Annotated in this window: 23 protein-coding genes and 5 tRNA genes; 19 read left to right on the top strand and 9 right to left on the bottom strand. The window is 62.6% G+C overall.

Annotated elements, in window-relative coordinates:
- Positions 1-85: 85 nt before the first annotated feature.
- The 6 genes from fabF to AC0ZZU_RS12750 are packed head-to-tail and all read left to right on the top strand — an operon-like array spanning position 86 to position 5,820.
- Positions 86-1,330: a beta-ketoacyl-ACP synthase II gene (gene fabF, locus AC0ZZU_RS12725; RefSeq protein WP_476341113.1), complete on the top strand. Its 1,245-nt coding sequence runs from the start codon at positions 86-88 to the stop codon at positions 1,328-1,330.
- A complete protein-coding gene (pabC, locus tag AC0ZZU_RS12730) occupies positions 1,330-2,145 on the top strand; it encodes an aminodeoxychorismate lyase (RefSeq protein WP_476341114.1) in 816 nt (271 codons plus the stop codon). Before fabF ends, pabC begins: the two co-directional genes overlap by 1 nt.
- 3 nt (positions 2,146-2,148) lie before the next feature.
- A complete protein-coding gene (gene mltG / locus AC0ZZU_RS12735; protein WP_476341116.1) occupies positions 2,149-3,351 on the top strand; it encodes an endolytic transglycosylase MltG in 1,203 nt (400 codons plus the stop codon).
- Between the two features lie 20 nt (positions 3,352-3,371).
- Positions 3,372-4,004 (top strand): dTMP kinase, encoded by a 633-nt coding sequence (tmk, locus tag AC0ZZU_RS12740; RefSeq protein ID WP_476341117.1) that lies wholly within the window; start codon positions 3,372-3,374, stop codon positions 4,002-4,004.
- Positions 3,997-4,983 (top strand): DNA polymerase III subunit delta', encoded by a 987-nt coding sequence (locus AC0ZZU_RS12745; protein ID WP_476341119.1) that lies wholly within the window; start codon positions 3,997-3,999, stop codon positions 4,981-4,983. Before tmk ends, AC0ZZU_RS12745 begins: the two co-directional genes overlap by 8 nt.
- 39 nt (positions 4,984-5,022) lie before the next feature.
- A complete protein-coding gene (locus AC0ZZU_RS12750; protein WP_476341120.1) occupies positions 5,023-5,820 on the top strand; it encodes a TatD family hydrolase in 798 nt (265 codons plus the stop codon).
- On the opposite strand, the gene AC0ZZU_RS12755 is transcribed toward AC0ZZU_RS12750, so the two are convergent.
- The 7 genes from AC0ZZU_RS12755 to AC0ZZU_RS12785 form a co-directional block, all read right to left on the bottom strand.
- Positions 5,771-6,424 carry a response regulator transcription factor gene (locus tag AC0ZZU_RS12755; RefSeq protein WP_476341121.1) on the bottom strand — a complete coding sequence of 218 codons (654 nt, stop codon included), beginning with the start codon at positions 6,422-6,424 and terminating at the stop codon, positions 5,771-5,773. The genes AC0ZZU_RS12750 and AC0ZZU_RS12755 overlap by 50 nt on opposite strands.
- Positions 6,421-7,476: a sensor histidine kinase gene (locus tag AC0ZZU_RS12760; protein WP_476341123.1), complete on the bottom strand. Its 1,056-nt coding sequence runs from the start codon at positions 7,474-7,476 to the stop codon at positions 6,421-6,423. The genes AC0ZZU_RS12755 and AC0ZZU_RS12760 overlap by 4 nt, the downstream gene beginning before the upstream one ends.
- A gap of 177 nt (positions 7,477-7,653) precedes the next feature.
- Positions 7,654-8,553 carry a CorA family divalent cation transporter gene (locus AC0ZZU_RS12765; protein WP_476341124.1) on the bottom strand — a complete coding sequence of 300 codons (900 nt, stop codon included), beginning with the start codon at positions 8,551-8,553 and terminating at the stop codon, positions 7,654-7,656.
- On the bottom strand, positions 8,550-9,500 hold the full coding sequence (locus AC0ZZU_RS12770; RefSeq protein WP_476341126.1) for a CorA family divalent cation transporter: 951 nt from the start codon (positions 9,498-9,500) through the stop codon (positions 8,550-8,552). The genes AC0ZZU_RS12765 and AC0ZZU_RS12770 overlap by 4 nt, the downstream gene beginning before the upstream one ends.
- Positions 9,497-9,811, bottom strand: a complete 315-nt coding sequence (locus tag AC0ZZU_RS12775; protein WP_476341127.1) for a hypothetical protein — start codon at positions 9,809-9,811, stop codon at positions 9,497-9,499. The genes AC0ZZU_RS12770 and AC0ZZU_RS12775 overlap by 4 nt, the downstream gene beginning before the upstream one ends.
- Before the next feature lie 60 nt (positions 9,812-9,871).
- Entirely contained in the window at positions 9,872-10,780 is a 909-nt protein-coding gene (locus AC0ZZU_RS12780; RefSeq protein WP_476341129.1) for a CorA family divalent cation transporter, read from the bottom strand.
- On the bottom strand, positions 10,777-11,121 hold the full coding sequence (locus AC0ZZU_RS12785; protein WP_476341131.1) for a hypothetical protein: 345 nt from the start codon (positions 11,119-11,121) through the stop codon (positions 10,777-10,779). Before AC0ZZU_RS12785 ends, AC0ZZU_RS12780 begins: the two co-directional genes overlap by 4 nt.
- Before the next feature lie 786 nt (positions 11,122-11,907).
- Between AC0ZZU_RS12785 and AC0ZZU_RS12790 the strand changes: the two genes are divergently transcribed.
- The 3 genes from AC0ZZU_RS12790 (at position 11,908) to AC0ZZU_RS12800 (ending at position 13,813) form a co-directional block, all read left to right on the top strand.
- Positions 11,908-12,543 carry a TetR/AcrR family transcriptional regulator gene (locus tag AC0ZZU_RS12790; protein ID WP_476341133.1) on the top strand — a complete coding sequence of 212 codons (636 nt, stop codon included), beginning with the start codon at positions 11,908-11,910 and terminating at the stop codon, positions 12,541-12,543.
- A 91-nt stretch (positions 12,544-12,634) separates the two neighbouring features.
- Positions 12,635-13,240: a DUF4823 domain-containing protein gene (locus tag AC0ZZU_RS12795; RefSeq protein ID WP_476341135.1), complete on the top strand. Its 606-nt coding sequence runs from the start codon at positions 12,635-12,637 to the stop codon at positions 13,238-13,240.
- 12 nt (positions 13,241-13,252) lie between these two features.
- Positions 13,253-13,813: a DUF1285 domain-containing protein gene (locus AC0ZZU_RS12800; RefSeq protein WP_476341137.1), complete on the top strand. Its 561-nt coding sequence runs from the start codon at positions 13,253-13,255 to the stop codon at positions 13,811-13,813.
- Between the two features lie 67 nt (positions 13,814-13,880).
- Here the strand turns inward: AC0ZZU_RS12800 and AC0ZZU_RS12805 are convergent.
- Together AC0ZZU_RS12805 and AC0ZZU_RS12810 are read right to left on the bottom strand one after the other, a co-directional pair.
- Positions 13,881-13,956, bottom strand: a tRNA-Asn gene (locus AC0ZZU_RS12805).
- Between the two features lie 61 nt (positions 13,957-14,017).
- Entirely contained in the window at positions 14,018-15,214 is a 1,197-nt protein-coding gene (locus AC0ZZU_RS12810) for an amino acid aminotransferase (RefSeq protein WP_476341139.1), read from the bottom strand.
- 299 nt (positions 15,215-15,513) lie between these two features.
- Between AC0ZZU_RS12810 and uvrB the strand changes: the two genes are divergently transcribed.
- From uvrB to AC0ZZU_RS12860, 10 genes are all read left to right on the top strand, one after another.
- A complete protein-coding gene (gene uvrB / locus AC0ZZU_RS12815; RefSeq protein WP_476341141.1) occupies positions 15,514-17,529 on the top strand; it encodes an excinuclease ABC subunit UvrB in 2,016 nt (671 codons plus the stop codon).
- Between the two features lie 122 nt (positions 17,530-17,651).
- The gene (gltX, locus tag AC0ZZU_RS12820; RefSeq protein WP_476341143.1) at positions 17,652-19,133 is read left to right on the top strand and encodes a glutamate--tRNA ligase; all 1,482 of its coding nucleotides are present in this window, start codon (positions 17,652-17,654) and stop codon (positions 19,131-19,133) included.
- Between the two features lie 234 nt (positions 19,134-19,367).
- A tRNA-Ala gene (locus tag AC0ZZU_RS12825) sits at positions 19,368-19,443 on the top strand.
- 75 nt (positions 19,444-19,518) lie between these two features.
- Positions 19,519-19,594, top strand: a tRNA-Glu gene (locus tag AC0ZZU_RS12830).
- A gap of 52 nt (positions 19,595-19,646) precedes the next feature.
- A tRNA-Ala gene (locus tag AC0ZZU_RS12835) sits at positions 19,647-19,722 on the top strand.
- 43 nt (positions 19,723-19,765) lie between these two features.
- Positions 19,766-19,841 (top strand) — tRNA-Glu (locus AC0ZZU_RS12840).
- A 168-nt stretch (positions 19,842-20,009) separates the two neighbouring features.
- Entirely contained in the window at positions 20,010-20,552 is a 543-nt protein-coding gene (locus AC0ZZU_RS12845; protein WP_476341144.1) for a TetR/AcrR family transcriptional regulator, read from the top strand.
- A gap of 24 nt (positions 20,553-20,576) precedes the next feature.
- Complete coding sequence (locus AC0ZZU_RS12850) at positions 20,577-21,410, top strand: alpha/beta hydrolase (RefSeq protein WP_476341146.1); 834 nt, start codon at positions 20,577-20,579, stop codon at positions 21,408-21,410.
- Between the two features lie 43 nt (positions 21,411-21,453).
- Positions 21,454-21,891 (top strand): acyl-CoA thioesterase, encoded by a 438-nt coding sequence (locus tag AC0ZZU_RS12855; protein ID WP_476341148.1) that lies wholly within the window; start codon positions 21,454-21,456, stop codon positions 21,889-21,891.
- A 107-nt stretch (positions 21,892-21,998) separates the two neighbouring features.
- Positions 21,999-23,006, top strand: coding sequence for a tRNA dihydrouridine synthase (locus AC0ZZU_RS12860; RefSeq protein ID WP_476341150.1), 1,008 nt, complete (start codon positions 21,999-22,001; stop codon positions 23,004-23,006).
- Positions 23,007-23,010 lie beyond the last annotated feature (4 nt).

Raw genomic sequence — 23,010 nt, forward strand, 5'->3', positions numbered from 1 at the left:
TCTTGACGGGAAAAACCGCACTGCCTTTGTTGGCGTGCGGTTTTTTCTTTGCAAGAGCCGGCGTCAATGGAATAAGGAGAGAGCTGTGTCGCGTAGACGCGTCGTGGTCACCGGTATGGGTATGCTGTCGCCACTGGGTACGGACGTACCGAGCAGTTGGCAGGGCATTCTGGCTGGCCGCAGTGGCATTGGTCTGATCGAACATACGGACCTTTCTGCCTACTCCACCCGTTTTGGCGGCTCGGTGAAAGGCTTTGACGTCGAGCAGTACCTGTCGGCGAAGGAAGCTCGCAAGCTTGACCTCTTCATCCAGTACGGCCTGGCGGCCGGTTTCCAGGCGGTGCGCAATGCCGGACTGGAAGTCACCGACGCCAACCGCGAGCGCATCGGCGTGGCCATGGGCTCGGGCATCGGTGGCCTGACCAACATCGAAGAAACCAGCCGGACCTTGCATGACCAGGGCCCGCGGCGGATTTCGCCATTTTTCGTGCCGGGTTCGATCATCAACATGATTTCCGGCTTCCTGTCGATCCATCTGGGCGTACAGGGGCCGAACTACGCTATTGCAACTGCGTGCACAACCGGTACCCATTGCATCGGCACCGCTGCGCGCAACATCGCCTACGGTGAAGCGGACGTGATGATCGCCGGTGGCGCCGAAATGGCGGCCTGTGGCCTGGGCATGGGCGGCTTTGGCGCATCCCGCGCGCTGTCCACGCGCAACGATGAGCCAACCCGTGCGAGCCGTCCCTGGGACAAGGGCCGTGACGGTTTCGTGCTCTCCGATGGTGCTGGCGCCCTCGTGCTCGAAGAGCTCGAGCATGCCAAGGCCCGCGGCGCCACCATCCACGCCGAGCTGGTTGGTTTCGGCATGAGCGGTGATGCCTTCCACATGACCTCGCCGCCCGAAGACGGCTCAGGCGCTGCGCGTTGCATGGTCAATGCCCTGCGCGATGCCGGCCTGAATCCTGAGCAGGTCAGCTACATCAACGCCCATGGCACGTCGACGCCGGCGGGCGACCTGGCCGAGGCTTCGGCGATCAAGCGGGTATTTGGCGATCACGCCTTCAAGCTGGCGATCAGCTCCACCAAGTCGATGACGGGCCACCTGCTGGGTGCCGCTGGCGCGGTCGAGGCAATCTTCAGCGTGCTGTCGATCAACAGCCAGGTGGCACCTGCGACCATCAACCTGGATGAGCCAGACGAAGGCTGCGACCTGGACTTCGTGCCTCATGAGGCGCGTAACATGCCGATCGACGTGGTGCTGTCGAACTCCTTCGGCTTTGGTGGTACCAACGGTTCGCTGGTGTTCCGCCGGTTCGCTGGCTGATGCTCAGCTGGATCGATGGCCAGCCCGCGACCGCAGTCAACCTGCAGAATCGCGGACTGGCCTACGGCGATGGTCTGTTCGAGACCATTGCCGTGCGGGCCGGTCGTCCCGCCTTGCTGGAACATCACCTCGCTCGCCTGACGCTGGGTTGCCAGCGCCTGGGTATCGAGGTCGATGCCGCACTCGTGCGTGACGAAATCTGCCGCTACGCAAGCCAACTGGGCGAAGGCGTGGCCAAGCTGATCCTCACCCGTGGCGACAGCCAGCGCGGCTATGCGCCAGCCGCCGCAGCCGCGCCGCGGCGCATTCTCCAGGGTGGCCCACCACCTGCCTATCCCGTGCATCACGCCGCGCAAGGCATTCGTCTGTTTGCCTGCCGCACCCGGCTCGCGGAACAACCGCTGCTGGCAGGGCTCAAACACCTCAATCGCCTGGAGCAGGTGCTGGCCCGCGCCGAATGGCAGGACAGCGAACATGCCGAAGGGCTGATGTGCGATACCGCCGGGCGGGTAGTCGAGGGGGTCTACAGCAATCTGTTCATCGTTGCTGGCGGACAGCTGCTGACCGCCGACCTGAGCCGCTGCGGTGTGGCCGGGGTGATGCGCGCTGCCTTGATCGAGCACGCGGCCGCCGCCGGTATCGTGGTGCGGATTCGAGACCTGGCACTGGCCGACCTTGAACAGGCGGACGAAGTTTTTGTCTGCAACAGCGTCTATGGGATATGGCCGGTTACAGGTTTCGCGTCACTGAACTGGCCCGCAGGGACGCTCACCCGTAAACTGCAGGCCGTTGCCCGTACGCTACTGGATGCCTGATTCGTGAGACGTAAATTCTTGCTGCTGCTGGAGATGGGTTTGATTCTGGCTGGGCTGGCGTTTGGATGGTCAGCCTGGAAATTGAACTCGACCCTCGAGCAGCCGCTGCAGGTGACCCAAGAGCGCCTGCTGGATGTGCCTACCGGCACCAATCCGAACCGCATGTTCTACCGCATGGAAGGGGAGGGTCTGCTCAAGGACGCCTTCTGGCTGCGCCTGTACTGGCGGTTCAACATGATCAACGTGCCCCTGCATACTGGTGAATACCGGCTGACGCCCGGCATGACCGTCGAAGACCTGTTCGATGTCTGGCGGCGTGGAGAGGTTGTGCAGTACAGCATGACCCTGGTCGAGGGCTGGACCTTCCGTCAGGTACGCAACGCCCTGGCCAAGCACGAGAAGGTCAAGCAGACACTCGAAGGCTTGAGCGATACCGAAGTCATGGAGCGTCTTGGCCATACCGGCGTATTCCCCGAGGGCCGCTTCTTCCCGGATACCTACCGTTTCGTGCGCGGCATGAGCGATGTCGAACTCTTGCAGCAGGCCTACATGCGCCTGGACGAAGTCCTGGCCCAGGAGTGGGCCCAGCGCACCGCCGAGCTGCCGTACCGGGACCCCTATCAGGCGCTGATCATGGCCTCGCTCGTGGAGAAAGAGACGGGTGTGCCGCAGGAGCGCGGGGAGATTGCCGGCGTGTTCATCCGCCGCCTGCGCCTGGGCATGATGCTGCAGACCGACCCGACGGTCATCTACGGCATGGGCGAGCGCTACAACGGCCGTATCACCCGTGCCGACCTGCGCGAGCCGACTCCCTACAATACCTACACCAATGCCGGCCTGCCGCCGACACCGATTGCCATGGTAGGCCGCGAGGCCATTCATGCGGCGCTGAACCCGGCGGCGGGCTCCAGTCTGTACTTTGTCGCGAAGGGCGATGGCAGCCACATTTTCTCGGACGATCTGGATACGCACAATTCGGCGGTGCGCGAGTACCAGCTCAAGCGCCGCGCCGGTTATCGTTCCAGTCCCGCGCCCCTGACGCAGCCAGGCGCCGGCGAAGAGGCGGCACCCGCCGACGAGCCTGTACCCGCCGACGAGCCTGCCGAGGACGCCGAGCCGCTGCCCGAGGCAAGCCCGGCACCCGAGACTGGAGAGGCGCCCCAGCCTGTAGACCCGGCGCCGAGCCCTGAAACGGCGCCGCAATGATCCCACTGCAAGGAATACCTGTGAGCGGCTTGTTCATCACCCTGGAAGGCCCCGAAGGCGCGGGCAAGAGCACCAACCGCGATTACCTGGCGGCGCGCCTGCGTGAGCAGGGCGTTGACGTTGTTCTTACCCGCGAGCCTGGCGGCACGCCGCTGGCCGAGCGAATCCGCGAACTGCTCCTGGCGCCCAGCGACGAGACGATGCACGCCGATACCGAGCTGTTGCTCATGTTCGCTGCCCGCGCGCAGCACCTGGCGGGAGTCATACGTCCAGCCCTGGCGCGTGGCGCCGTGGTGCTGTGTGACCGCTTCACGGATGCCACGTACGCGTACCAAGGTGGCGGCAGGGGCTTGTCAGTGGAGCGCATCGCCACGCTGGAGACCTTTGTCCAGGGCGACCTGCGTCCCGACCTTACCCTGGTATTCGACCTGCCAGTAGAAATTGGCCTGGCCCGTGCCGCGGCCCGCGGCCGTCTGGACCGCTTCGAACAGGAAGGCCTGGCCTTCTTCGAAGCTGTGCGTCAGGCGTATCTGCAGCGTGCTGGCCGCGAACCGCAGCGTTACCATCTGCTGGACGCTGCGCAAACCCTTGAAGAAGTGCAAGCCGCCATCGACGGTCTGCTCCCGGCAATCGTGGAACGTTGCCGTGGCTGAGGTCTTTCCTTGGCAGCACGCGCTCTGGCAGCAACTGGCCGGACGCAGCCAGCATGCCCATGCCTATCTCCTGCACGGTCCGCAGGGGACGGGCAAGCGCGCCTTGGCCGAGCGCCTCATGGCGCGTCTCTTGTGCAAGCAGGCACAGGGCGCGGATGCCTGCGGCGAGTGCAAGTCCTGCCTGCTGCTCAAGGCGGGCAGTCACCCGGACAATTTCGTCCTGGAGCCGGAGGAGGCCGACAAGCCGATCAAGGTCGACCAGGTCAGGGAACTGGTGTCATTCGTGGTGCAGACCGCGCAGATGGGTGGCCGCAAGGTGGTGCTGATCGAGCCTGCCGAGGCGATGAACATCAATGCTTCCAATGCGTTGCTCAAGAGCCTGGAAGAGCCCTCGGGCGATACCGTGCTGCTGCTGGTCAGCCATCAGTCGAGCCGTCTGCTGCCGACTATCAGGAGCCGCTGCCAACAGGTGGCCTGCCCGCAGCCCAGCCTTGCCCAGAGCCAGGCCTGGCTGGCACAGGCCCTGCCTTCATCCGGCGAGGAGGAGCGCGGCGAGCTGCTCAGCCTGGCCGCGGGCTCGCCACTGCTGGCCGTGAAGCTGCAGGAGCAGGGTGTCCGCGAACAACGCGCGCTGGTTACCGAAGGGGTCAAGAAGCTGCTCAAGCAGCAGCAGTCCCCCAGCCAACTGGCCGAAGCGTGGAGCAGTGTCCCGCTGTTGCTGCTGTTCGACTGGTTCTGCGATTGGTCACACCTGATTCTGCGTTACCAGTTGACCCAGGACGAGCAAGGGTTAGGCTTGACCGATATGCGCAAGGTGGTCCAGTACCTGGCCCAGAAAAGCCGTCAGGACAAGGTCCTGGCTATTCAGGAGTGGGTGTTGGCCCAGCGCCAGAAAGTGCTCGGCAAGGCCAACCTGAACCGCGTTCTGCTGCTCGAAGCCTTGCTGGCTTCCTGGGCTCAATTGCCGGGTTCGCGCTGAACCCGGTCATTCTCCATTTTCAACACGTGCCGTAAGCCCATGCTTGTAGATTCCCATTGCCACCTTGACCGTCTTGACCTGACCGCCCACCAGGGATCCCTCGATGCTGCCCTGCAGGCGGCCCGTGCGCGTGGTGTCGGGCATTTCCTGTGCATAGGCGTCAGCGCCGAGAATGCCGGCGCGGTCAAGGCCTTGAGCGACCGCTACGTCGATGTCGACTGCTCGGTGGGCGTGCATCCGTTGGACCTTGCGCCGGGGGAGGCCCCAGCGCTGGAGTGGCTATTGCAGGAGTTGTCCCATCCACATGTGGTGGCGATTGGCGAAACCGGCCTGGACTACCACTACGAGCCCGAGGCTGCCGCGCTGCAACAGGCATCCTTCCGACTGCACCTGGAAGCTTCGCGCATTACCGGCAAGCCAGTGATCGTGCATACCCGTGCAGCGCGGGCGGATACCCTGGCCTTGCTGCGTGAGGCAAACCTGCCCCAGGCCGGCGTCCTGCATTGTTTCACTGAGGACTGGGACATGGCCAAAGCCGCGCTGGACCTGGGCTACTACATCTCCCTGTCGGGCATCGTGACCTTCCGTAACGCAGAGGCGCTGCGTGACGTGGCGCGTCAGGTACCGGCGGACCGCTTGCTGGTTGAAACGGATTCGCCTTACCTGGCGCCTATTCCGTACCGGGGCAAGCCCAACCTGCCCGAATATGTCCGCGAAGTGGCGGAGTTCGTAGCCTTGGTCCGCGGCGAGCGCTACGAGCAGTTGGCCGAGCAGACCACGGCCAACTTCAAGCGCCTGTTCCCGTTGGCACGAGTGAACACTCCAGTTTCTCGGTAGCTCGCACCAGGGCCGCCAGCGACTGCACTTGCATCTTGCGCATGGCATGGCCCCGGCGCACCTTCACGGTGATTTCGCTCAGGTTCAGCAGCGCGGCGACCTGCTTGTTCAGCAAGCCCTGCACCACGAGTCGTACCACGTCCCGTTCCCCTTCGGTCAACGACATCCAGCGGCCTCGCAGCAACGCGGCGGCCGCATTGCACTCGCGGCGCTCGCGGTCCTGTTCAAGTCCCTGATGGATGGCATCGAGCAGATCCTGATCACGAAACGGCTTGGTCAGGAACTCGACGGCGCCGCGCTTGATAGCGGTCACGCCCATGGCGATATCACCATGCCCGGTGATGAAGACTACCGGCAGTTCAATGCCCATCCCGAGCATCTGGCGGTGAAAATCCATGCCGCTTTGCTCAGGCATGCGCACATCCAGTATCAGGCAACCCGGCGCCTGCTCGATCGGCCTGGCAAGAAACGCCCTCGTGGAGGCGAATGCACGTACCGTCAGGCCGACCGAAGCCAGCAGGTCTTCCAGCGCCGCGCGCATGGAGCTGTCGTCATCGATCACGTAGACAACAGGCTGTGCGGGGATGGTGGGAGGGGTTGTCATGCAGGCTCCTCGTCCAGAGTCGGCACGCTGAACCAGAAAAGCGCGCCCGCGCTTTCATTCGGCCTTGCCGAGATATGACCGCCGTTGGCTTCGACGATCGTTCGGCTGATGCTCAGCCCAACGCCGATACCTTGCGCCTTGGTCGTCCAGAAGGCCTCGAACAGACGATCACGGTCAGCCTCGGCGAGTCCTGTGCCCGAGTCGCAGACGCTGAATACGATCATGGCCTGTTCGCGGGCCGAGGCAAGCTTGATGGTACGGCTGCCAGCTGGAACCGGCGCCGTGGCTTCGATCGCATTGAGCAGCAGATTGCCGATCACTTGCTGCACCTGTATCCGGTCGGCCAGCGCAAGCGGTAGCTCAGGACCAAGCTCGGCCTCAAGCACAATTCCAGCCCGTGCCAGTTCATTTCTCGACAAGGCGACGACCTCCCTGGCCGCCTCGTTGAAATCAAATGCCAGACGCTGTGGTGGTTCGCCCTGGGTCAGGCTGCGAACCCGGGCAATGATATTGCTGGCACGGGTCGCATCGCCGAGGATACGGTGCAGGGCCAGGCGCGCCTTGTCGAGGTTGGGAGGATCTTGATCCAGCCAGCGCTGGCACGCATTGCCGCTGGTCACGATTGCGGCGAGCGGCTGGTTGACCTCGTGAGCGATCGAAGTGGTCAGGCCTTCGAGACTCTTGACCCTGGAGATGCGCAATAGGTGTGCTTGGGCATCATGGGCGGCGGCGCGGGCCGCTTCCATCTTCAGCACAAGATGGGCGGTGATGAGGATCGAGACAATGCTGATGGTCATGTTGACCAGGCCGGCGCGATAGTCGCCCCGCACGGTGATGGCAAAGCTGAGCAGCGTAATGAAGATGCAGGCGGCGCTCAAAGTCATCACGGACTTGCGGCTGAGGATAGGCACGGCGGTTAGGATCACACCGGCGTAGAACACCGACACTGCGATTTCGTAGCTCGTGGTGCTGTCGATGTAGAAGATCGCGGCCATCACTCCCACCATGAGCGCGAGCCGAAGCGCCTGGCTGTAGGCTGATGTCGTGGGCATGCGTTGCGTTTTCATCAGTTCATCAGGTATCTGGGAGATCCGCAGGCTGGCCCCGGCTCAGGCCGGGGCCGGCCCTGTAAGCGCGAGGCTACCATGGGGTGGGCGCGCTGAAGTGCGCCACACACACCTTGAAAAACCTCTGCGGTCCGAGGCGATGAGCAGCAGGCCATGGGCGTGTCACCGCAAGGCCCCGGAATGCTTGACCATCAGCACCGGCACTGCGGTCAGCACCAGCACCGCGAACAGTTGTGTCCACAGTGAGCCCTCCCAGGACAGCTCTGGCATCACCTGGAAATTTTGCCCATACCAGTTGATCAGCGCGGTACCGGGGATGAACGCGGCCCACAGCACACTGAATACCTTCGTGACATTCAAGTCGCTCATCGCTACCGTCTCGCCAGCGGCCCGCCAATGAAACCTTTGCCGTTCAAGCATGAAGCGTGCACGGCGCTGCACCCCCTCGATATGTGCGACCAGGTCGTCGAGGTCCTGCATGCTTGCTCCTGAGGACTGGGACACCTGCCGCCGTAGTCTCAGCGCAGCGCGTTCGATATCGTCGAGCGACTGCAGGACAAAGGATAGTGGCTGGTCGAACGCCGACATCTGGCCATCGACATCCACCAGGTCCTCAGTGCCTCGCGTCCGCTCGGTGCCCACATTCAGTTGGAAGGCCCGAATGAAGGACATGGAGATGGACAGGCCCTGGTCGATACGTTCCAGCACCATGCCGGTCTGGCCGAGCAATTGCTGCAACAGGACCAGCGCGATCGACTGGGAGCTGGAAGGTGACAACCCCTGGGCCTGGACTCGCTCGAATGCCTGGCCGGGGCGTAACACCCGGTGTCCGGTCTCGACCGTGAACAGCGGATCGGCGTCGCCTCCCTGATGCCACAATAGGTCGGTCACCAATACCTGGTCGTCCTTGAGCCGTGCGCAGCGTATACGCAGGGTCGTGCCTGTCCGCGCGATACGCTCGGGGATCAGGTCAACGCCGTGGAGCAGGCCCAGGTCTTCGAGCGCCTGGGGATCAGCAACGTGCAGCCGCTGCCATGCGGGCAACTGGTTTATCGTGTTCATCGCATCCACCCCTTGCGTTTGATGTAGGCCAGCGGCAACAGCGCGAACATCCCCGTCAGGCCCATTACCATCCATTCCCCCCAGGGCAGTTCCAGTTCAGGCATGTGCGCGAAGTTCTGACCGTAGAAGGACGCTACCAGGGTGGGTGGCGTAAACACGGCGGTAATCACCGTGAAGACCTTGACGACCTGATTCTGCTTGATGTCCATGGTGGTCATCAGCGATTGTTGGAGGTTGCGAATCTTGTCGTGTTGAAAGCGTGCGTACCGCCTCAGGCTCTGGATGTCAGACAGCAGCATGGGCACGCTCTGCTCGAAACGGTCGTCATTGACGACGCGGCGTAACCACCGTCCAGCCCTCGCAAGCATCAACTGCCCCTCCACGGCCTTGGCAACCAGCTCTTCGGCTTCACCCAGTGCGATGGCGGTTCCGGCGATATCGGCAACGCCAGCCTGGCGCCTGGATGTCTCGAAACCACCGCTGGCAATGACCACCGCTTCGCTGCGCTCGTCCAGGCGCGCGGCAATATCGCGGATCACCGCATGGGCGGTGTCGTTCAGTGATTCGATAAGGCTGAACAAGATCTGGGCAGGGTCGAGTGCACGGCCGGCCGTCAGGTCATCGAGCAGCTGTTGGCCGGCATGATCCAGCGCATTGATGCACACGTCTCGCTCAAGGCTGATCAGTACGTCCTGGCTCAGCGCGAACAGTACGCTGGTCTCCAGATACTGCTGCTCCTGCTGGATGATCAGCTCAATCGGGATGACAATGAAGTCGCCTTCTTCGGCGGCGGCGCGGCCACGTGGAAGCGAGAGGTCGAGTCCATGCTGGCGATGCACCGCATCCATCTGTTCGCGCCGGTCTGCATGCACGCGCACCCAGCCGGCTTGTTGCAGCGCAATTGGATGCTCGTGGCCAGGCACCGGCGAGTTCTGAAGGTCTGTCATGGCTCTAGCCCTTCGCTGAAGATTTCGGTCGAGGCAGCGTGGGGCGGGAGCGCGTATTCGCCATACACATGCAAGCCGGCGAAACTGCCCAGGATCAGGGCGTACAGCAGGACGACCGCGGTCATGATCTCGCGCTCGATCTGGGCCGTGCGAGGGCGGCTCGCACGGGCCTGGTCGATGGCCTTGCGACGTTGTTGTGCGGCCTGGTTGGCGTCGTCTCGCAGGGTAAGGTCGAGGTTCCAGACCAGGCCTTGCAGCTTCTGGGACGAGGTAGTGGCGTCTGCTGTCGAGCAGTTGGAATTGGTGTGCATGTCGATTTCTCCAAAAGGATGCGGCTGAGCGCCGGGGTCGGGCTGTCGGCGGGCTGCCGGCTACCGCAACCAACCACGGTGCTTCACGTAGAGCAGTGGCAACACCGCCAGTACGGCCGTGAGCCCGATGATCATGGGTTCGCCATACCGCCACTGGAGAATGGGCATGTTGGCAATATTCATGCTGTAGTACGTCGAGATGAGCAGCGCCGGCAGGAACACTGCGGTAATCACCGAGAACACCTTGACGATCTGGTTCTGCTTGACGTTCAGGGCCATGTTGTTGGTGGTCTGCAACAGCCGGACACGGTCGTGGACGAAGCTCACGTGCTCTTCGACGGCCTCGATATCGGCGATGAGCGTCTGATACCGCGGTTTGAGATTCGCTTCGTCGCATGCGAGGCGCGACAGCACATGCCGAGCGGCGAGGGCCAATTGAAGCTGGCTTTCGATGCAGTCTGACAACAACTCCTCCACCTCCCCCAGGCTGAGCTGGGCCGCGACCACATCGCTCACCCCGAAGTCCCGGTCACGTGCCTCCAGGCTGTTGAGCACTGAGTTTGTCTGTACCAGAACCTTGCCCAGATCTTCGTTCAGCGAGTCGAGCAGCTCGTCGGTGGCGTCATTCAGCGCCTGCAGGATGACTGCAAAACTCGCCAGCGCTGTGCCCTCGCGGGCGTCGTGGTCAAGCCGGCCCTGGGCTAGCGTGATTGCCTGTGGGGCAGGGTTGGGCTCCAGCGAAACAAGTTGCTGCCGGCCGAGCACGAAGATGATCCTGCTGGCTTGCCTGCGGCCGTTTTCGAGGCCCAGGAAAGTGATCGGAAAATAGCTGTAGGTTCCATCCTGGCCAAGGAGCTGCTCTTCGGTTCGAAGGATGTCGAAGCCCAGGGCCTGCCGGATCTCGTTCAGGTGCGCGGCGGCGCTGTTGATGCGTAGCCAGCCATGGGCGTTCGCCGAGGACAGAGTCATGGCTGGTTTCCTTCTGGAATTGGCGCTCGTGGGGGCAGGGTGTCGGGCTTCATCCCGCGGGCAGTCTCGTAAAAGGCGGAATGCGAGCCGGAGGTGGAGGAGGTGCGGGTATCCAGGTCGTAGTTGCCCAGATGCAAGGCGCTGACGGCGAGGATGAGAATTCCCCAGGTGCAGCCCAGCATCGAGAAGGACAGGCGTTCGTAGCGAGACCATGGCCTCGGCGTATTGAAGGGAGCGGTGCGGGCTTTGCGTGCAGGCCGCGTCCAGACCATGGCCTGGAGACTGCGCATTGAGGCGCGTGCGCTGGCGGCAGGAGTGGGATGAGCGTTGGATGTCAACATGAGGTTTGCCTCAGGGCAGCGGCCGCCGACGCCCCTCATGTCTTCAGGTAGGGGGGAGTCTCGAGGCCGGTGCCCGATACGATGGAACCAAGGTGAATGACTGGTGTGATTCAGGCGCGCTCTGGCGCCAATGGGGATCGGGGTCCATGGGACTGTCCTCCGTGCCGAGGGGTTGCGAAGCTCTGATGGAAGCGGGGGAAAGTCTTGCATCCGCGCTTGCGGGATGCCAGCAAGCATTGAGATAACACGGCTATACCAAGGTATAGAGCCTGCGGGGAAGCATAAACGCCGGGCAAAAAAAACCCGGGTTCTGGGGGGTGAATCCGGGTCAAGACCATTAGGAGTAAAACAAAGGTACTCGGTCCCTGGCACCTTCATCAGCGCGCTGCATGGGGGGATGCGCGGCGCTGACATGTGAAGTATCGGCCATGATCGGCATGACGCCACCGATGGCTGGTCGTTTTTTAAACAGATTTGGAATACGCAGCCGGTTGCTGGAACGCTCAGCGCATGACGCTCCCTTCCATCCGATTGAATATCTCGCCGACAATCGGCCTGGATGGGTGGAAATCAGCCCCTGGGGTCGAGGCAAACGTTCTCGCGGTCGAAACGTGCCACCGCGTCGCGCAAGCGCCGGGGCCACGCACATTGGCTGGGTGGTACGCGTGAACACCGGCGCGAAAACAGCTCGAACTCATCATGAAACATAGCCATGATCGGAAGATCCGTGCAATTTCCCGCAAGTTAGGCATAATAATCCGCTTCGATTTTCATCCAGTCCTTCTTATGCAGAAAGAACCTCGTAAGGTCCGTGAGTTTCGCCGTCGCGAGCAAGAAATCCTCGATACGGCCCTCAAGCTGTTTCTCGAACAGGGTGAAGACAGCGTCACCGTCGAGATGATCGCTGATGCCGTGGGCATCGGCAAAGGCACGATCTACAAGCACTTCAAGTCCAAGGCGGAGATCTACCTGCGCCTTATGCTCGACTACGAGCGCGACCTGAACGAGCTGCTGCACTCCGCCGATGTCGATCGCGACAAGGAAGCCCTGTCGCGCGCCTATTTCGAGTTCCGCATGCGCGATCCGCAGCGCTACCGGCTCTTCGACCGCCTTGAAGAAAAGGTCGTCAAGGGTAACCAGGTGCCCGAGTTGGTCGAAGAGCTGCACCGCATCCGTGCCTCCAACTTCGACCGCCTGACGTTGCTGATCAAGGGACGGATCAGTGAGGGCAAGCTCGAGGACGTGCCTCCGTACTTCCATTACTGCGCCGCATGGGCGCTGGTACATGGCGCCGTGGCCCTGTATCACTCGCCATTCTGGAGCAATGTACTGGAGGACCAGGAAGGGTTCTTCCAGTTCCTGATGGACATCGGCGTGCGCATGGGCAACAAGCGCAAGCGTGATCCAGAACCCACGAACTGACGATGGACGAGCGCTCCATGAGCTGAGTTGGCGTAAAAGCTGCATCAGCGGGCTGTTCGCCGGTTTTCCGTCGCCGGCTTGTGGAGGAAGAATGCGTAGTCTGGTCTTGCTGCTGGCGCTGGTGTCGCTCGGTGGCTGCATGAATGTCAGCGATATGGGGGAAGGGGTCCGTTATCACATGAGCGACGCCGGTCTGCTCGATCATAGCGATACCCGCCGGACCCTGTCGGTGCGCCTGCAACCCGATTCATTCATCTTCATTGGCCAAGGCAGCTTCGTGCCACCTGGCAAGGGAGCCTATCCGCGGCCCAATGTGGTCGCCGAAGAAGCCTACAACGGTTTCGTCGAGTACTTCCCGCTGGTACGCCGTGCGCAAGGGCCGCTGGGTCTTGAAGAGGCGCTTGCGCAAGCCCGTTCGCTGGGCGCCCACTATGTGTTGTATACCCGATACGCACGCACCGACGACCGTATCGGCACGGGTGACGAGTGGTATGACGAACAGGCTGTCGATCGCCTGGGCCTTGATTCGGGTGTCGTCCAGATGATGCTCATCGAGACCAGTACGCGCTACCTGATCGACTCCTCGCGAATCAAGAGCCGCGGCGGTTTGCTGACATTCCATGGTAACCGGCCGGAAGATTTGCTAGGCCCACCCATGCGCGATTACGCTCGTAGCCTTTTGGGCATGAGCCGCTGACAGGAGAGGGTGATGACGGATACCGGAAAGGCGAATGATCTTCTGGGGCAGATTCCCAAGGCCGGCAAGGGCTTGCCACCGGTGCATCTTTGGAACCCCGAGTTCTGTGGCGACATCGACATGCGTATCGCCCGAGACGGCACCTGGTATTACCAAGGTACGCCGATCGGCCGCAAGCCGATGGTCCGGCTGTTCTCCACCATCATCCGCCGCGACGGCGATGACTACTTTCTGGTTACGCCGGTCGAGAAGGTCGGGATCAAGGTCGATGACGCGCCTTTCATCGCGGTAGCCCTCGAGGTGCTTGGCAGTGGGGAGCAGCAGGTCCTTCGCTTCACCAGCAATGTCGAGGACCAGGTCGAAGCCGGGGCTGCATTTCCGCTGCGTGTCGAAACCGATCCGCGTACCCAGGAGCCTGCGCCCTATGTGCGCATGCGTGGCAACCTGGAGGCCTTGATTCACCGCAATGTCTTCTACCAGCTCGTCGAGCTGGCGGTGCTGCGGCAGATCGACGGCGAGCAGTGGCTTGGCGTGTGGAGTGGCGGGGAATTCTATCCCCTTGGGCGTCCCTGACAGTCGGACGCTGCCCTTTGAAACGAAAAAACCCCCAGTGCTTGCGCAACTGGGGGTTTTCAATGTTTGGCTCCGCGACCTGGACTCGAACCAGGGACCCAATGATTAACAGTCATTTGCTCTACCGACTGAGCTATCGCGGAATCTGTGTCGTATCTTACTGATTGCTAAGGGGAAGTCAAGCCTCCCCTTGGCTGGATCAAGTTACAGAACTTCGACGATGGCCTTGGTAACACCGTGGATATTGCTCTGGTTGAGGGTGGCGACGCAGATGCGGCCGGTGTCCAGGGCATAGATACCAAACTCGTTTTTCAGACGGGCGACCTGTTCGATGCTGAGTCCCGAGTAGGAGAACATCCCCCGCTGACGGCCAACGAAGCCAAAGTCACGCTTGACGCCATACTCGGCCAGCAGCTCGACCATCTGCTTGCGCATGCCGTGGATACGGCCTCGCATCTCGCCCAGCTCGACTTCCCACATCTGGCGCAGCTCTTCGCTGTTGAGCACGGCGGCGACAATGCTGGCGCCATGGGTTGGCGGGTTGGAGTAGGTGGTGCGGATGACGCGCTTGACCTGGGACAGCACGCGGGCGCTTTCGTCCTTGGACTGGGTAACGATCGACAATGCGCCGACGCGCTCGCCGTACAGAGAGAACGACTTGGAGAACGAGCTGGAGACGAAGAAGCTCAGGCCGGATTCCGCGAACAGGCGCACGGCGAAGGCATCTTCGGCGATACCGTCACCAAAGCCCTGGTAGGCCATGTCGAGGAACGGCACATGGCCCTTGGCCTTGACCACTTCAAGCACGTTATTCCAATCGGCCAGGCTCAGGTCGACACCGGTCGGGTTGTGGCAGCAGGCGTGCAGGACGATGATCGAGCCCGCAGGCAGCGCCTCGAGGTCTTCGAGCATGCCCGCGCGATTCACATCGTTGGTCGGCGCGTCGTAGTAGCGGTAGTTCTGCACAGGGAAGCCGGCCGTCTCGAACAGCGCGCGGTGGTTTTCCCAGCTCGGGTCGCTGATGGCGACTACGGCGTCCGGCGAGAGCTGCTTGAGGAAGTCGGCACCGATCTTCAAGGCGCCGGTGCCGCCCACCGCCTGGGTGGTGACCACGCGGCCTGCGGCCAGCAATGGCGACTCGGCGCCGAACAGCAGTTTCTGCACGGCCTGGTCGTAGGCAGCGATGCCGTCGATCGGCAGGTAGCCACGGGAAGCGTGCTGGGCAGCGCGCTGGGTTTCGGCTTCGATCACTGCGCGCAGCAGTGGGATACGCCCTTCCTCATTGCAGTAGACGCCAACGCCCAGGTTCACCTTGTCGGTTCGGGGATCGGCGTTGAATGCTTCGTTGAGGCCCAGGATAGGGTCGCGGGGTGCCAGCTCGACAGCGGAAAACAGGCTCATTGTTACCTTGGCTCTGATTGGAGTGTGATAGGAATTGCACGCTCCAGCCGAATGCACTGAAGCGGTGCACAAACGGGGAGTCAGTATAGTGATCCCCGCCGGGGACTGCGACAGTCTGGCGCAGGTTTTACTGCCGTTCGAGGGAATATTTTTCGAGCATTAGTCCAATTGACCGGTCCATACCTAGGAATGCCCGGGCCCGGACCTTGAAACTGGCGCCGGATAGCCATGATCGGGTATAAACTACTGGCTAAATTTACAGTGCCTCGATTTATCGTGGCACAGCACCGAGGTCCGTCATGTCCGAGTTCCAGCTCGTCACCCGTTTCCAGCCGGCCGGCGACCAGCCGGAGGCGATCCGCCAGATGGTCGAAGGCATCGAGGCGGGCCTTTCGCACCAGACGCTGCTGGGGGTGACCGGTTCGGGCAAGACGTTCAGCATCGCCAACGTGATAGCCCAGGTGCAGCGGCCCACCTTGGTGCTGGCGCCCAACAAGACCCTCGCTGCGCAGCTCTACGGGGAGTTCAAGGCGTTTTTCCCGAACAATGCCGTCGAGTATTTCGTTTCCTATTACGACTACTACCAGCCCGAAGCCTACGTGCCATCGTCCGATACCTTCATCGAGAAGGATGCCTCGATCAACGATCATATCGAGCAGATGCGCTTGTCGGCGACCAAGGCGCTGCTCGAGCGGCGCGATGCGATCATCGTCACCACGGTATCGTGCATCTACGGCCTGGGTAGCCCCGAGACTTACCTGAAGATGGTCCTGCACGTGGACCGTGGCGACAAGCTCGACCAGCGGGCCCTGCTGCGCCGCCTGGCCGACCTGCAGTACACCCGCAACGAAATGGACTTTGCCCGGGCTACCTTCCGCGTGCGTGGCGATGTGATCGACGTGTTTCCGGCCGAGTCGGACCTCGAAGCCATCCGCATCGAGCTGTTCGATGACGAAGTGGAAAACATAGCTGCCTTCGACCCGCTGACCGGCGAGGTGATCCGCAAGCTGCCGCGCTTCACCTTCTATCCCAAGAGCCACTACGTCACCCCGCGCGAAACCCTGCTGGACGCGGTCGAAGGCATCAAGGTCGAGCTCAAGGACCGGCTCGAGTATCTGCACCAGGGCAACAAGCTGGTGGAAGCCCAGCGGCTGGAGCAGCGGACCCGCTTTGACCTCGAGATGATCCTTGAACTGGGCTATTGCAATGGCATCGAGAACTACTCGCGCTATCTGTCCGGCCGCCCGTCGGGTGCGGCGCCGCCAACCCTTTATGACTACCTGCCGGCCGATGCGCTGCTGGTGATCGACGAGTCCCACGTCAGCGTTCCGCAGGTCGGGGCAATGTACAAGGGCGACCGCTCGCGCAAGGAAACCCTGGTCGAGTATGGTTTTCGCCTGCCTTCGGCGCTGGACAACCGGCCCATGCGCTTCGACGAATGGGAAGGCGTCAGCCCGCAGACGATCTTTGTTTCAGCAACGCCTGGGCCATACGAGGCCGAGCATGCCGGTAGGGTGGTCGAGCAGGTGGTGCGGCCCACCGGCCTGGTCGACCCGCAGATCGAGATCCGCCCGGCGCTGACCCAGGTCGATGACCTGCTGTCCGAGATCCGCAAGCGCGTGGCGTTGGAGGAGCGTGTCCTGGTCACCACGCTGACCAAGCGCATGTCGGAAGACCTCACCGACTACCTGGCAGACCACGATGTACGGGTTCGCTACCTGCACTCGGACATCGACACCGTGGAGCGGGTCGAGATCATCCGCGACCTGCGCCTGGGCACCTTCGATGTGCTGGTGGGCATCAACCTGCTGCGCGAGGGCCTGGACATGCCCGAGGTGTCGCTGGTGGCGATCCTCGACGCCGACAAGGAAGGCTTCCTGCGCTCCGAGCGTTCGCTGATCCAGACCATTGGCCGCGCGGCGCGTAACCTCAATGGCCGGGCGATCCTGTACGGTGACCACATCACCGGCTCCATGCAGCGTGCCATCGACGAGACCGAGCGACGCCGCGAGAAGCAGATCGCGTTCAACGAAGCCAATGGCATCGTGCCCAGGGGCGTGGTCAAGGACATCACCGATATTCTGGAAGGCGCCTCGGTGCCGGGCTCGCGCAGCAAGAAGCGCAAGGGCATGGCCAAGGCGGCCGAGGAAGCCGCTGCCTACGAAGCCGAGCTGCGCTCGCCGGGTGAGATCACCAAGCGCATCAAGCAGCTCGAGGACAAGATGTTCCAGTTCGCCCGCGATCTGGAGTTCGAGGCCGCGGCGCAGCTGCGCGACGAGATTGGCAAGCTGCGCGAGCGCTTGATTGCAGGGTAGGGGGCAAGTGGGAGGGTATGGCTGGCCGTTCCCTCCTTGGCACCCGCTCGCCATTGCTGGAGCCCGGCGCCCGCTCCCTGTTAACATCGCGCCTTTGTTTCAGCCCTAGTTCGAGACCGTCCATGACCACCGTTCGCACGCGCATCGCGCCATCGCCAACCGGCGACCCCCATGTTGGCACCGCCTACATCGCCCTGTTCAACTACTGCTTCGCCAGGCAGCACGGCGGTGAGTTCATCCTGCGTATCGAGGATACCGATCAGCTGCGCTCGACCCGCGAGTCGGAACAGCAGATCTTCGACGCCTTGCGCTGGCTCGGCATCGAGTGGAGCGAAGGTCCTGACGTGGGCGGCCCGCACGGCCCGTACCGGCAGAGCGAGCGGGGCGATATCTACGCCCGGTACGCCAAGGAGCTGGTCGAGGCAGGCCACGCCTTCTACTGCTTCTGCACCGCAGAAGAGCTGGACCAGATGCGCGCCGAGCAGACCGCTCGTGGCGAGACCCCGCGCTATGACGGCCGTGCACTGCTGCTGAGCGACGAAGAAGTCCAGCGCCGCCTGGCCGCTGGTGAGCCTCACGTGATCCGCATGAAGGTGCCGAGCGAGGGCGTCTGCGTGGTGCCGGACATGCTGCGCGGTGACGTCGAGATCCCGTGGGACCGCATGGACATGCAGGTGCTGATGAAGACCGACGGCCTGCCAACCTACTTCCTGGCCAACGTGGTCGACGACCACCTGATGGGCATCACCCATGTGCTGCGTGGCGAAGAGTGGCTGCCGTCGGCGCCCAAGCTGATCAAGCTCTACGAGTACTTTGGCTGGGAGCAGCCCAAGCTGTGCTACATGCCGCTGCTGCGCAACCCCGACAAGAGCAAGCTGTCCAAGCGCAAGAACCCCACCTCGGTGACCTTCTACGAGCGCATGGGCTTCATGCCCGAAGCCATGCTCAACTACCTGGGCCGCATGGGCTGGTCGATGCCGGACGAGCGCGAGAAGTTCTCCCTGGACGAGATGGTCGAGCACTTCGATCTGTCGCGCGTCTCCCTGGGCGGGCCGATCTTCGACATCGAGAAGCTATCCTGGCTCAATGGCCAGTGGCTGCGTGACCTCCCGGTGGAAGAGTTCGCCACCCGCCTGCAGACCTGGGCGTTCAACCGCGACTACATGATGAAGATCGCCCCGCATGTGCAGGGCAGGGTAGAGACCTTCAGCCAGGTCGCACCGCTGGGCGGCTTCTTCTTCGAAGGCGGGTTGAAGCTCGATGCCAAGCTGTTCGAACACAAGAAGCTTTCCCCCGACCAGGTCCGCCAGGTGCTGCAGCTGATCCTCTGGAAGCTCGAAAGTCTGCGCCAATGGGAAAAGGACCGTATCACGGGCACCATCCAGGCCGTGGTCGAGGCGCTGGAGCTGAAGCTGCGCGATGCCATGCCGCTGATGTTCGCCGCCATTACCGGGCAGGCGAGCTCGGTGTCGGTGCTCGACGCCATGGAAATCCTTGGCCCTGACCTGACCCGCTTCCGCCTGCGCCAGGCATTGGACCTGCTCGGCGGCGTGTCGAAGAAAGAAACCAAGGAGTGGGAAAAGCTGCTGGTCACCATCGCCTGACAGTAACCTCCTCTGGGAGCAACGCCCCTCTGGGATGGGGAAAAGCCCGATAAACACGGCCTTTCCTCGTCCTGTCCCGGTAAGTGTTTGTTATCTGGGAAAAATTTTTCGAATAATTTCGAAAATATGTTTGACAGGTCCGCAATCCGATCTTAATATGCGCCCCGTCCACAGCGATGAACGAAACGAAACGCGAAGCACCCAGCCAAGCGAATCAGTTCAAAGCGACATTGTGGGGCTATAGCTCAGCTGGGAGAGCGCCTGCATGGCATGCAGGAGGTCAGCGGTTCGATCCCGCTTAGCTCCACCAAATTCCGCTTCGCAGTCAGTGATTTGACTACGAAGAAGACCGGGTCCAGCAACCGGGTCTTGAGGTAGAAGGTTCGTCCCCTTCGTCTAGTGGCCTAGGACACCGCCCTTTCACGGCGGTAACAGGGGTTCGAGTCCCCTAGGGGACGCCAGTTTTACACAAGCGATGTCAACGATGTCGCTGGGCCGCGAGGCTAGAAATCTGGGGCTATAGCTCAGCTGGGAGAGCGCCTGCATGGCATGCAGGAGGTCAGCGGTTCGATCCCGCTTAGCTCCACCAATTCCGCCAAGATTCGTGAAAACGGATCTGCACGAAGGTTAAAGTCCCCTTCGTCTAGTGGCCTAGGACACCGCCCTTTCACGGCGGTAACAGGGGTTCGAGTCCCCTAGGGGACGCCAATTTTTTACCCGCATTTGCGGGACTTTGAAGGCTCATTCGATTATTGAATGGGCCTTTTGTTTTTTCCCCTCAAACGTTCTTACTGACCGGATCAATGGTCGGGTTTCCTGCTTGCCGAAAAATATTACAAGCATAATATTGCCTGCACTCTATTTGTGAGGTCGGCCATGAGCGACAGGAAGAGCAAGACCCGTGAACGGATTCTCCAAGCCGCGTGCAATGCACTGGTGCAGCAGGGGCCTGTAGAGCCCAGCGTAAGCGATGTGATGAGCGCAGCCGGCCTGACAGTAGGCGGCTTCTACGCACACTTCGAGAGCAAGGACGCCCTCATGCTTGAAGCTTTTCGCCATTTGCTGGCTGAGCGCCGGGCGAAGATTGCCGAGGTGGATCCCAGTCTCGACGGCTCGTCGCGGCGAGCCTTGATAGCCGCCTTCTACCTCTCGCGCAAGCACCGCGATGCCACCCAGGACCTGGGTTGCCCGATGCCTAATGCCATCAGCGAGATGCAGCGCCTGCCAGAGGCGTTTCGGGAGGTTCTGGCCGAACATATCGACCTGATGACTGCACAGCTGGCCGAGCACTCCGACGACATCGACAAGGTTCTTGCGGACCTGGCGCTGATGGTCGGTGGTCTTGCCTTGGCGCGGGCCTTGGGTGGCACCGAATTGTCTGACCGTATCCTGCGTGCCGCCAAGTTGGCGGTGATCTGAGTTCCCTCACTCTGGAGTAAGGCAATGACTACCCTGAGCTGGATTCGTGGCGTCAATGGCACCCTCGGGCACCTAGCTCCCGAGCACGTCGCAGGCAAGATGCGCAAAGCCTTCATGACCCCGCGAAACCTGCCGCCCAAGTCCTGGGAGTTGCCGTTGCTGGCGCGTGCCGAGCGCATCACCCTGCGCTTCGGGCTATCAGCGTTGCGCTGGGGCCAGGGCCCGACCGTGCTGCTGATGCACGGTTGGGAAGGCCGCCCGACCCAGTTCGCTACGCTGATCGAGACGCTGGTCGCCGCCGGGCACACGGTGGTCTCGCTGGAAGGGCCTGCCCATGGGCGCTCGCCGGGCCAGCAGGCTCATGTGGTGCTGTTTGCCCGTGCGCTGCTCGAAGCCGCGGCGGAGCTGCCCTCCCTGCGCGCGGTGATTGGTCACTCGATGGGCGGCGCCAGCGTACTGCTGGCCCTGCAGTGGGGGCTACGCACTGACGCCGCCGTCAGCATCGCGGCACCTGCGCAGTTGCTGGGCGTGCTGCGTGGCTTCGCCCGTCGCCTGGGACTGCCTGCGCGGGCACGCGCAGCGTTCATCCGGCAGATCGAGCGGGACGTCGGGGTGCAGGTCGCGCGGCTGGATGTTAACGGCTATCAGCTCGACCTCCCCGGTCTGGTGGTGCACGCCAGCGACGATCCCCTGGTGCCGGCCAGCGAGGCGCCGATCATTCACAAGGCCTGGTTCGACAGCCGCCTCATCGTGCTCGAGGAAGGCGGTCACCAGCGGCTGCTGTGCGACCCGCGCCTGCGCGACGCCGTGCTCGACCTGCTTGCCCGAACTGCCGTGCAGGCCCGGCAATCGGCCTGAGTCTGGGTTACACTCGGCCCGTTCATCACTCAAGGGAGCGGGCATGAGCTGGGACCTGGCAACGCCATTCATCATCGACCTTCGTGTCGGCGCCAAAGACATCGACGGCCTCGGCCACGCCAACAATGCCGTCTACGTCACCTGGCTGGAACGCTGCGCCTGGCGTCACTCCCAGCGCCTGGGCCTGGACCTGGCCGAATACCGCCGCCTCGACCGCGCCATGGCCGTCGTGCGCCACGAGATCGACTACCTCGCCGCCGGTTATGAGGAAGATGAACTGCAGCTCGCCACCTGGATCGTCGATTGGGACCAGCGCCTGCGCATGACCCGCCGCTTCCAGCTCAAGCGCCCCAGCGACGGAGTGACCTTGCTGCGTGCGCAGACCACCTTTGTGTGCATCGAGCTCTCCACCGGCAAGCCCAAGCGGATGCCGGCGGAATTTGTCGAAGGGTATGGCCAGGCGCTCTTGCAGGCGGTTTGAGTTCGGCGTGTTGGTTTGTCGGGCATTTCGCTTTCTCATCTGAATGCTTGGCCCGCCTTTCCGCGCTTCTGGTAGCATTCGCCTCTTTTCCAAGCGGTTCTCCTGCCATGCAAATTGCCCTGGCCCCCATGGAGGGGCTGGTCGACAACATCCTGCGCGACGTGCTGACCCGGGTGGGCGGTATCGACTGGTGCGTTACCGAGTTCATCCGGGTCTGTGACCGCCTGTTGCCCGAGTCGCAGTTCGACAAGCTGGCGCCCGAACTGCGCCACGGCGCGCGGACTGCTGCCGGGGTGCCGATGCGGGTGCAGCTGCTGGGCTCGGATCCGGCCTGCCTGGCGGACAACGCGGTGCTGGCATGCCAGCTCGGTGCACCGGTGATCGACCTGAACTTCGGCTGCCCGGCCAAGACGGTGAACAAGTCGCGGGGCGGGGCGGTGCTGCTCAAGGAGCCCGAGCTGCTGCACACGATCGTGCGCGAGGTGCGCCGTGCCGTGCCGGCGCATATCCCGGTGACCGCCAAGATGCGCCTGGGCTTCGACAGCCCGGACGGCGCGCTGGAGTGCGCCACGGCGCTGGCCGAGGGCGGGGCGGATCACCTGGTGGTGCATGCGCGGACCAAAGTCGACGGCTACAAACCGCCCGCGCACTGGGAGTGGGTGGCGCGGGTACAGGACGTGGTCAAGGTGCCGGTGTTTGCCAACGGCGAGATCTGGACCGTTGACGATTGGCAGCGCTGCCGGTCGGTGAGCGGTGCCGAGCACATCATGCTGGGTCGCGGGCTGGTGTCGCGGCCTGACCTGGCCCTGCAGATCGCAGCGGCTCGTGAAGGACGTGATTATCAACCACTGGAGTGGGCTGCCTTGCTGCCGCTGCTGCAGGAATTCTGGCGCCAGGCACTGGACAAGCTGTCGCCGCGCTACGCACCGGGCCGGATGAAGCAGTGGCTGGGCATGCTTACCCGCGGTTATCCCGAGGCGGTTGCACTGTTCGCCGAGGTGCGGCGCGAGAGCGACTGCGCGCGGATCAGCGGGTTGTTGGGAATGGCGCATGCAGCGAAAGAAAAAATTTCTGCAGCCCCGCTTGAAAACCGGTTGATGGGACATATCTGTTGAGTAC

This window comes from Pseudomonas sp. JE3303, from assembly GCF_056312565.1.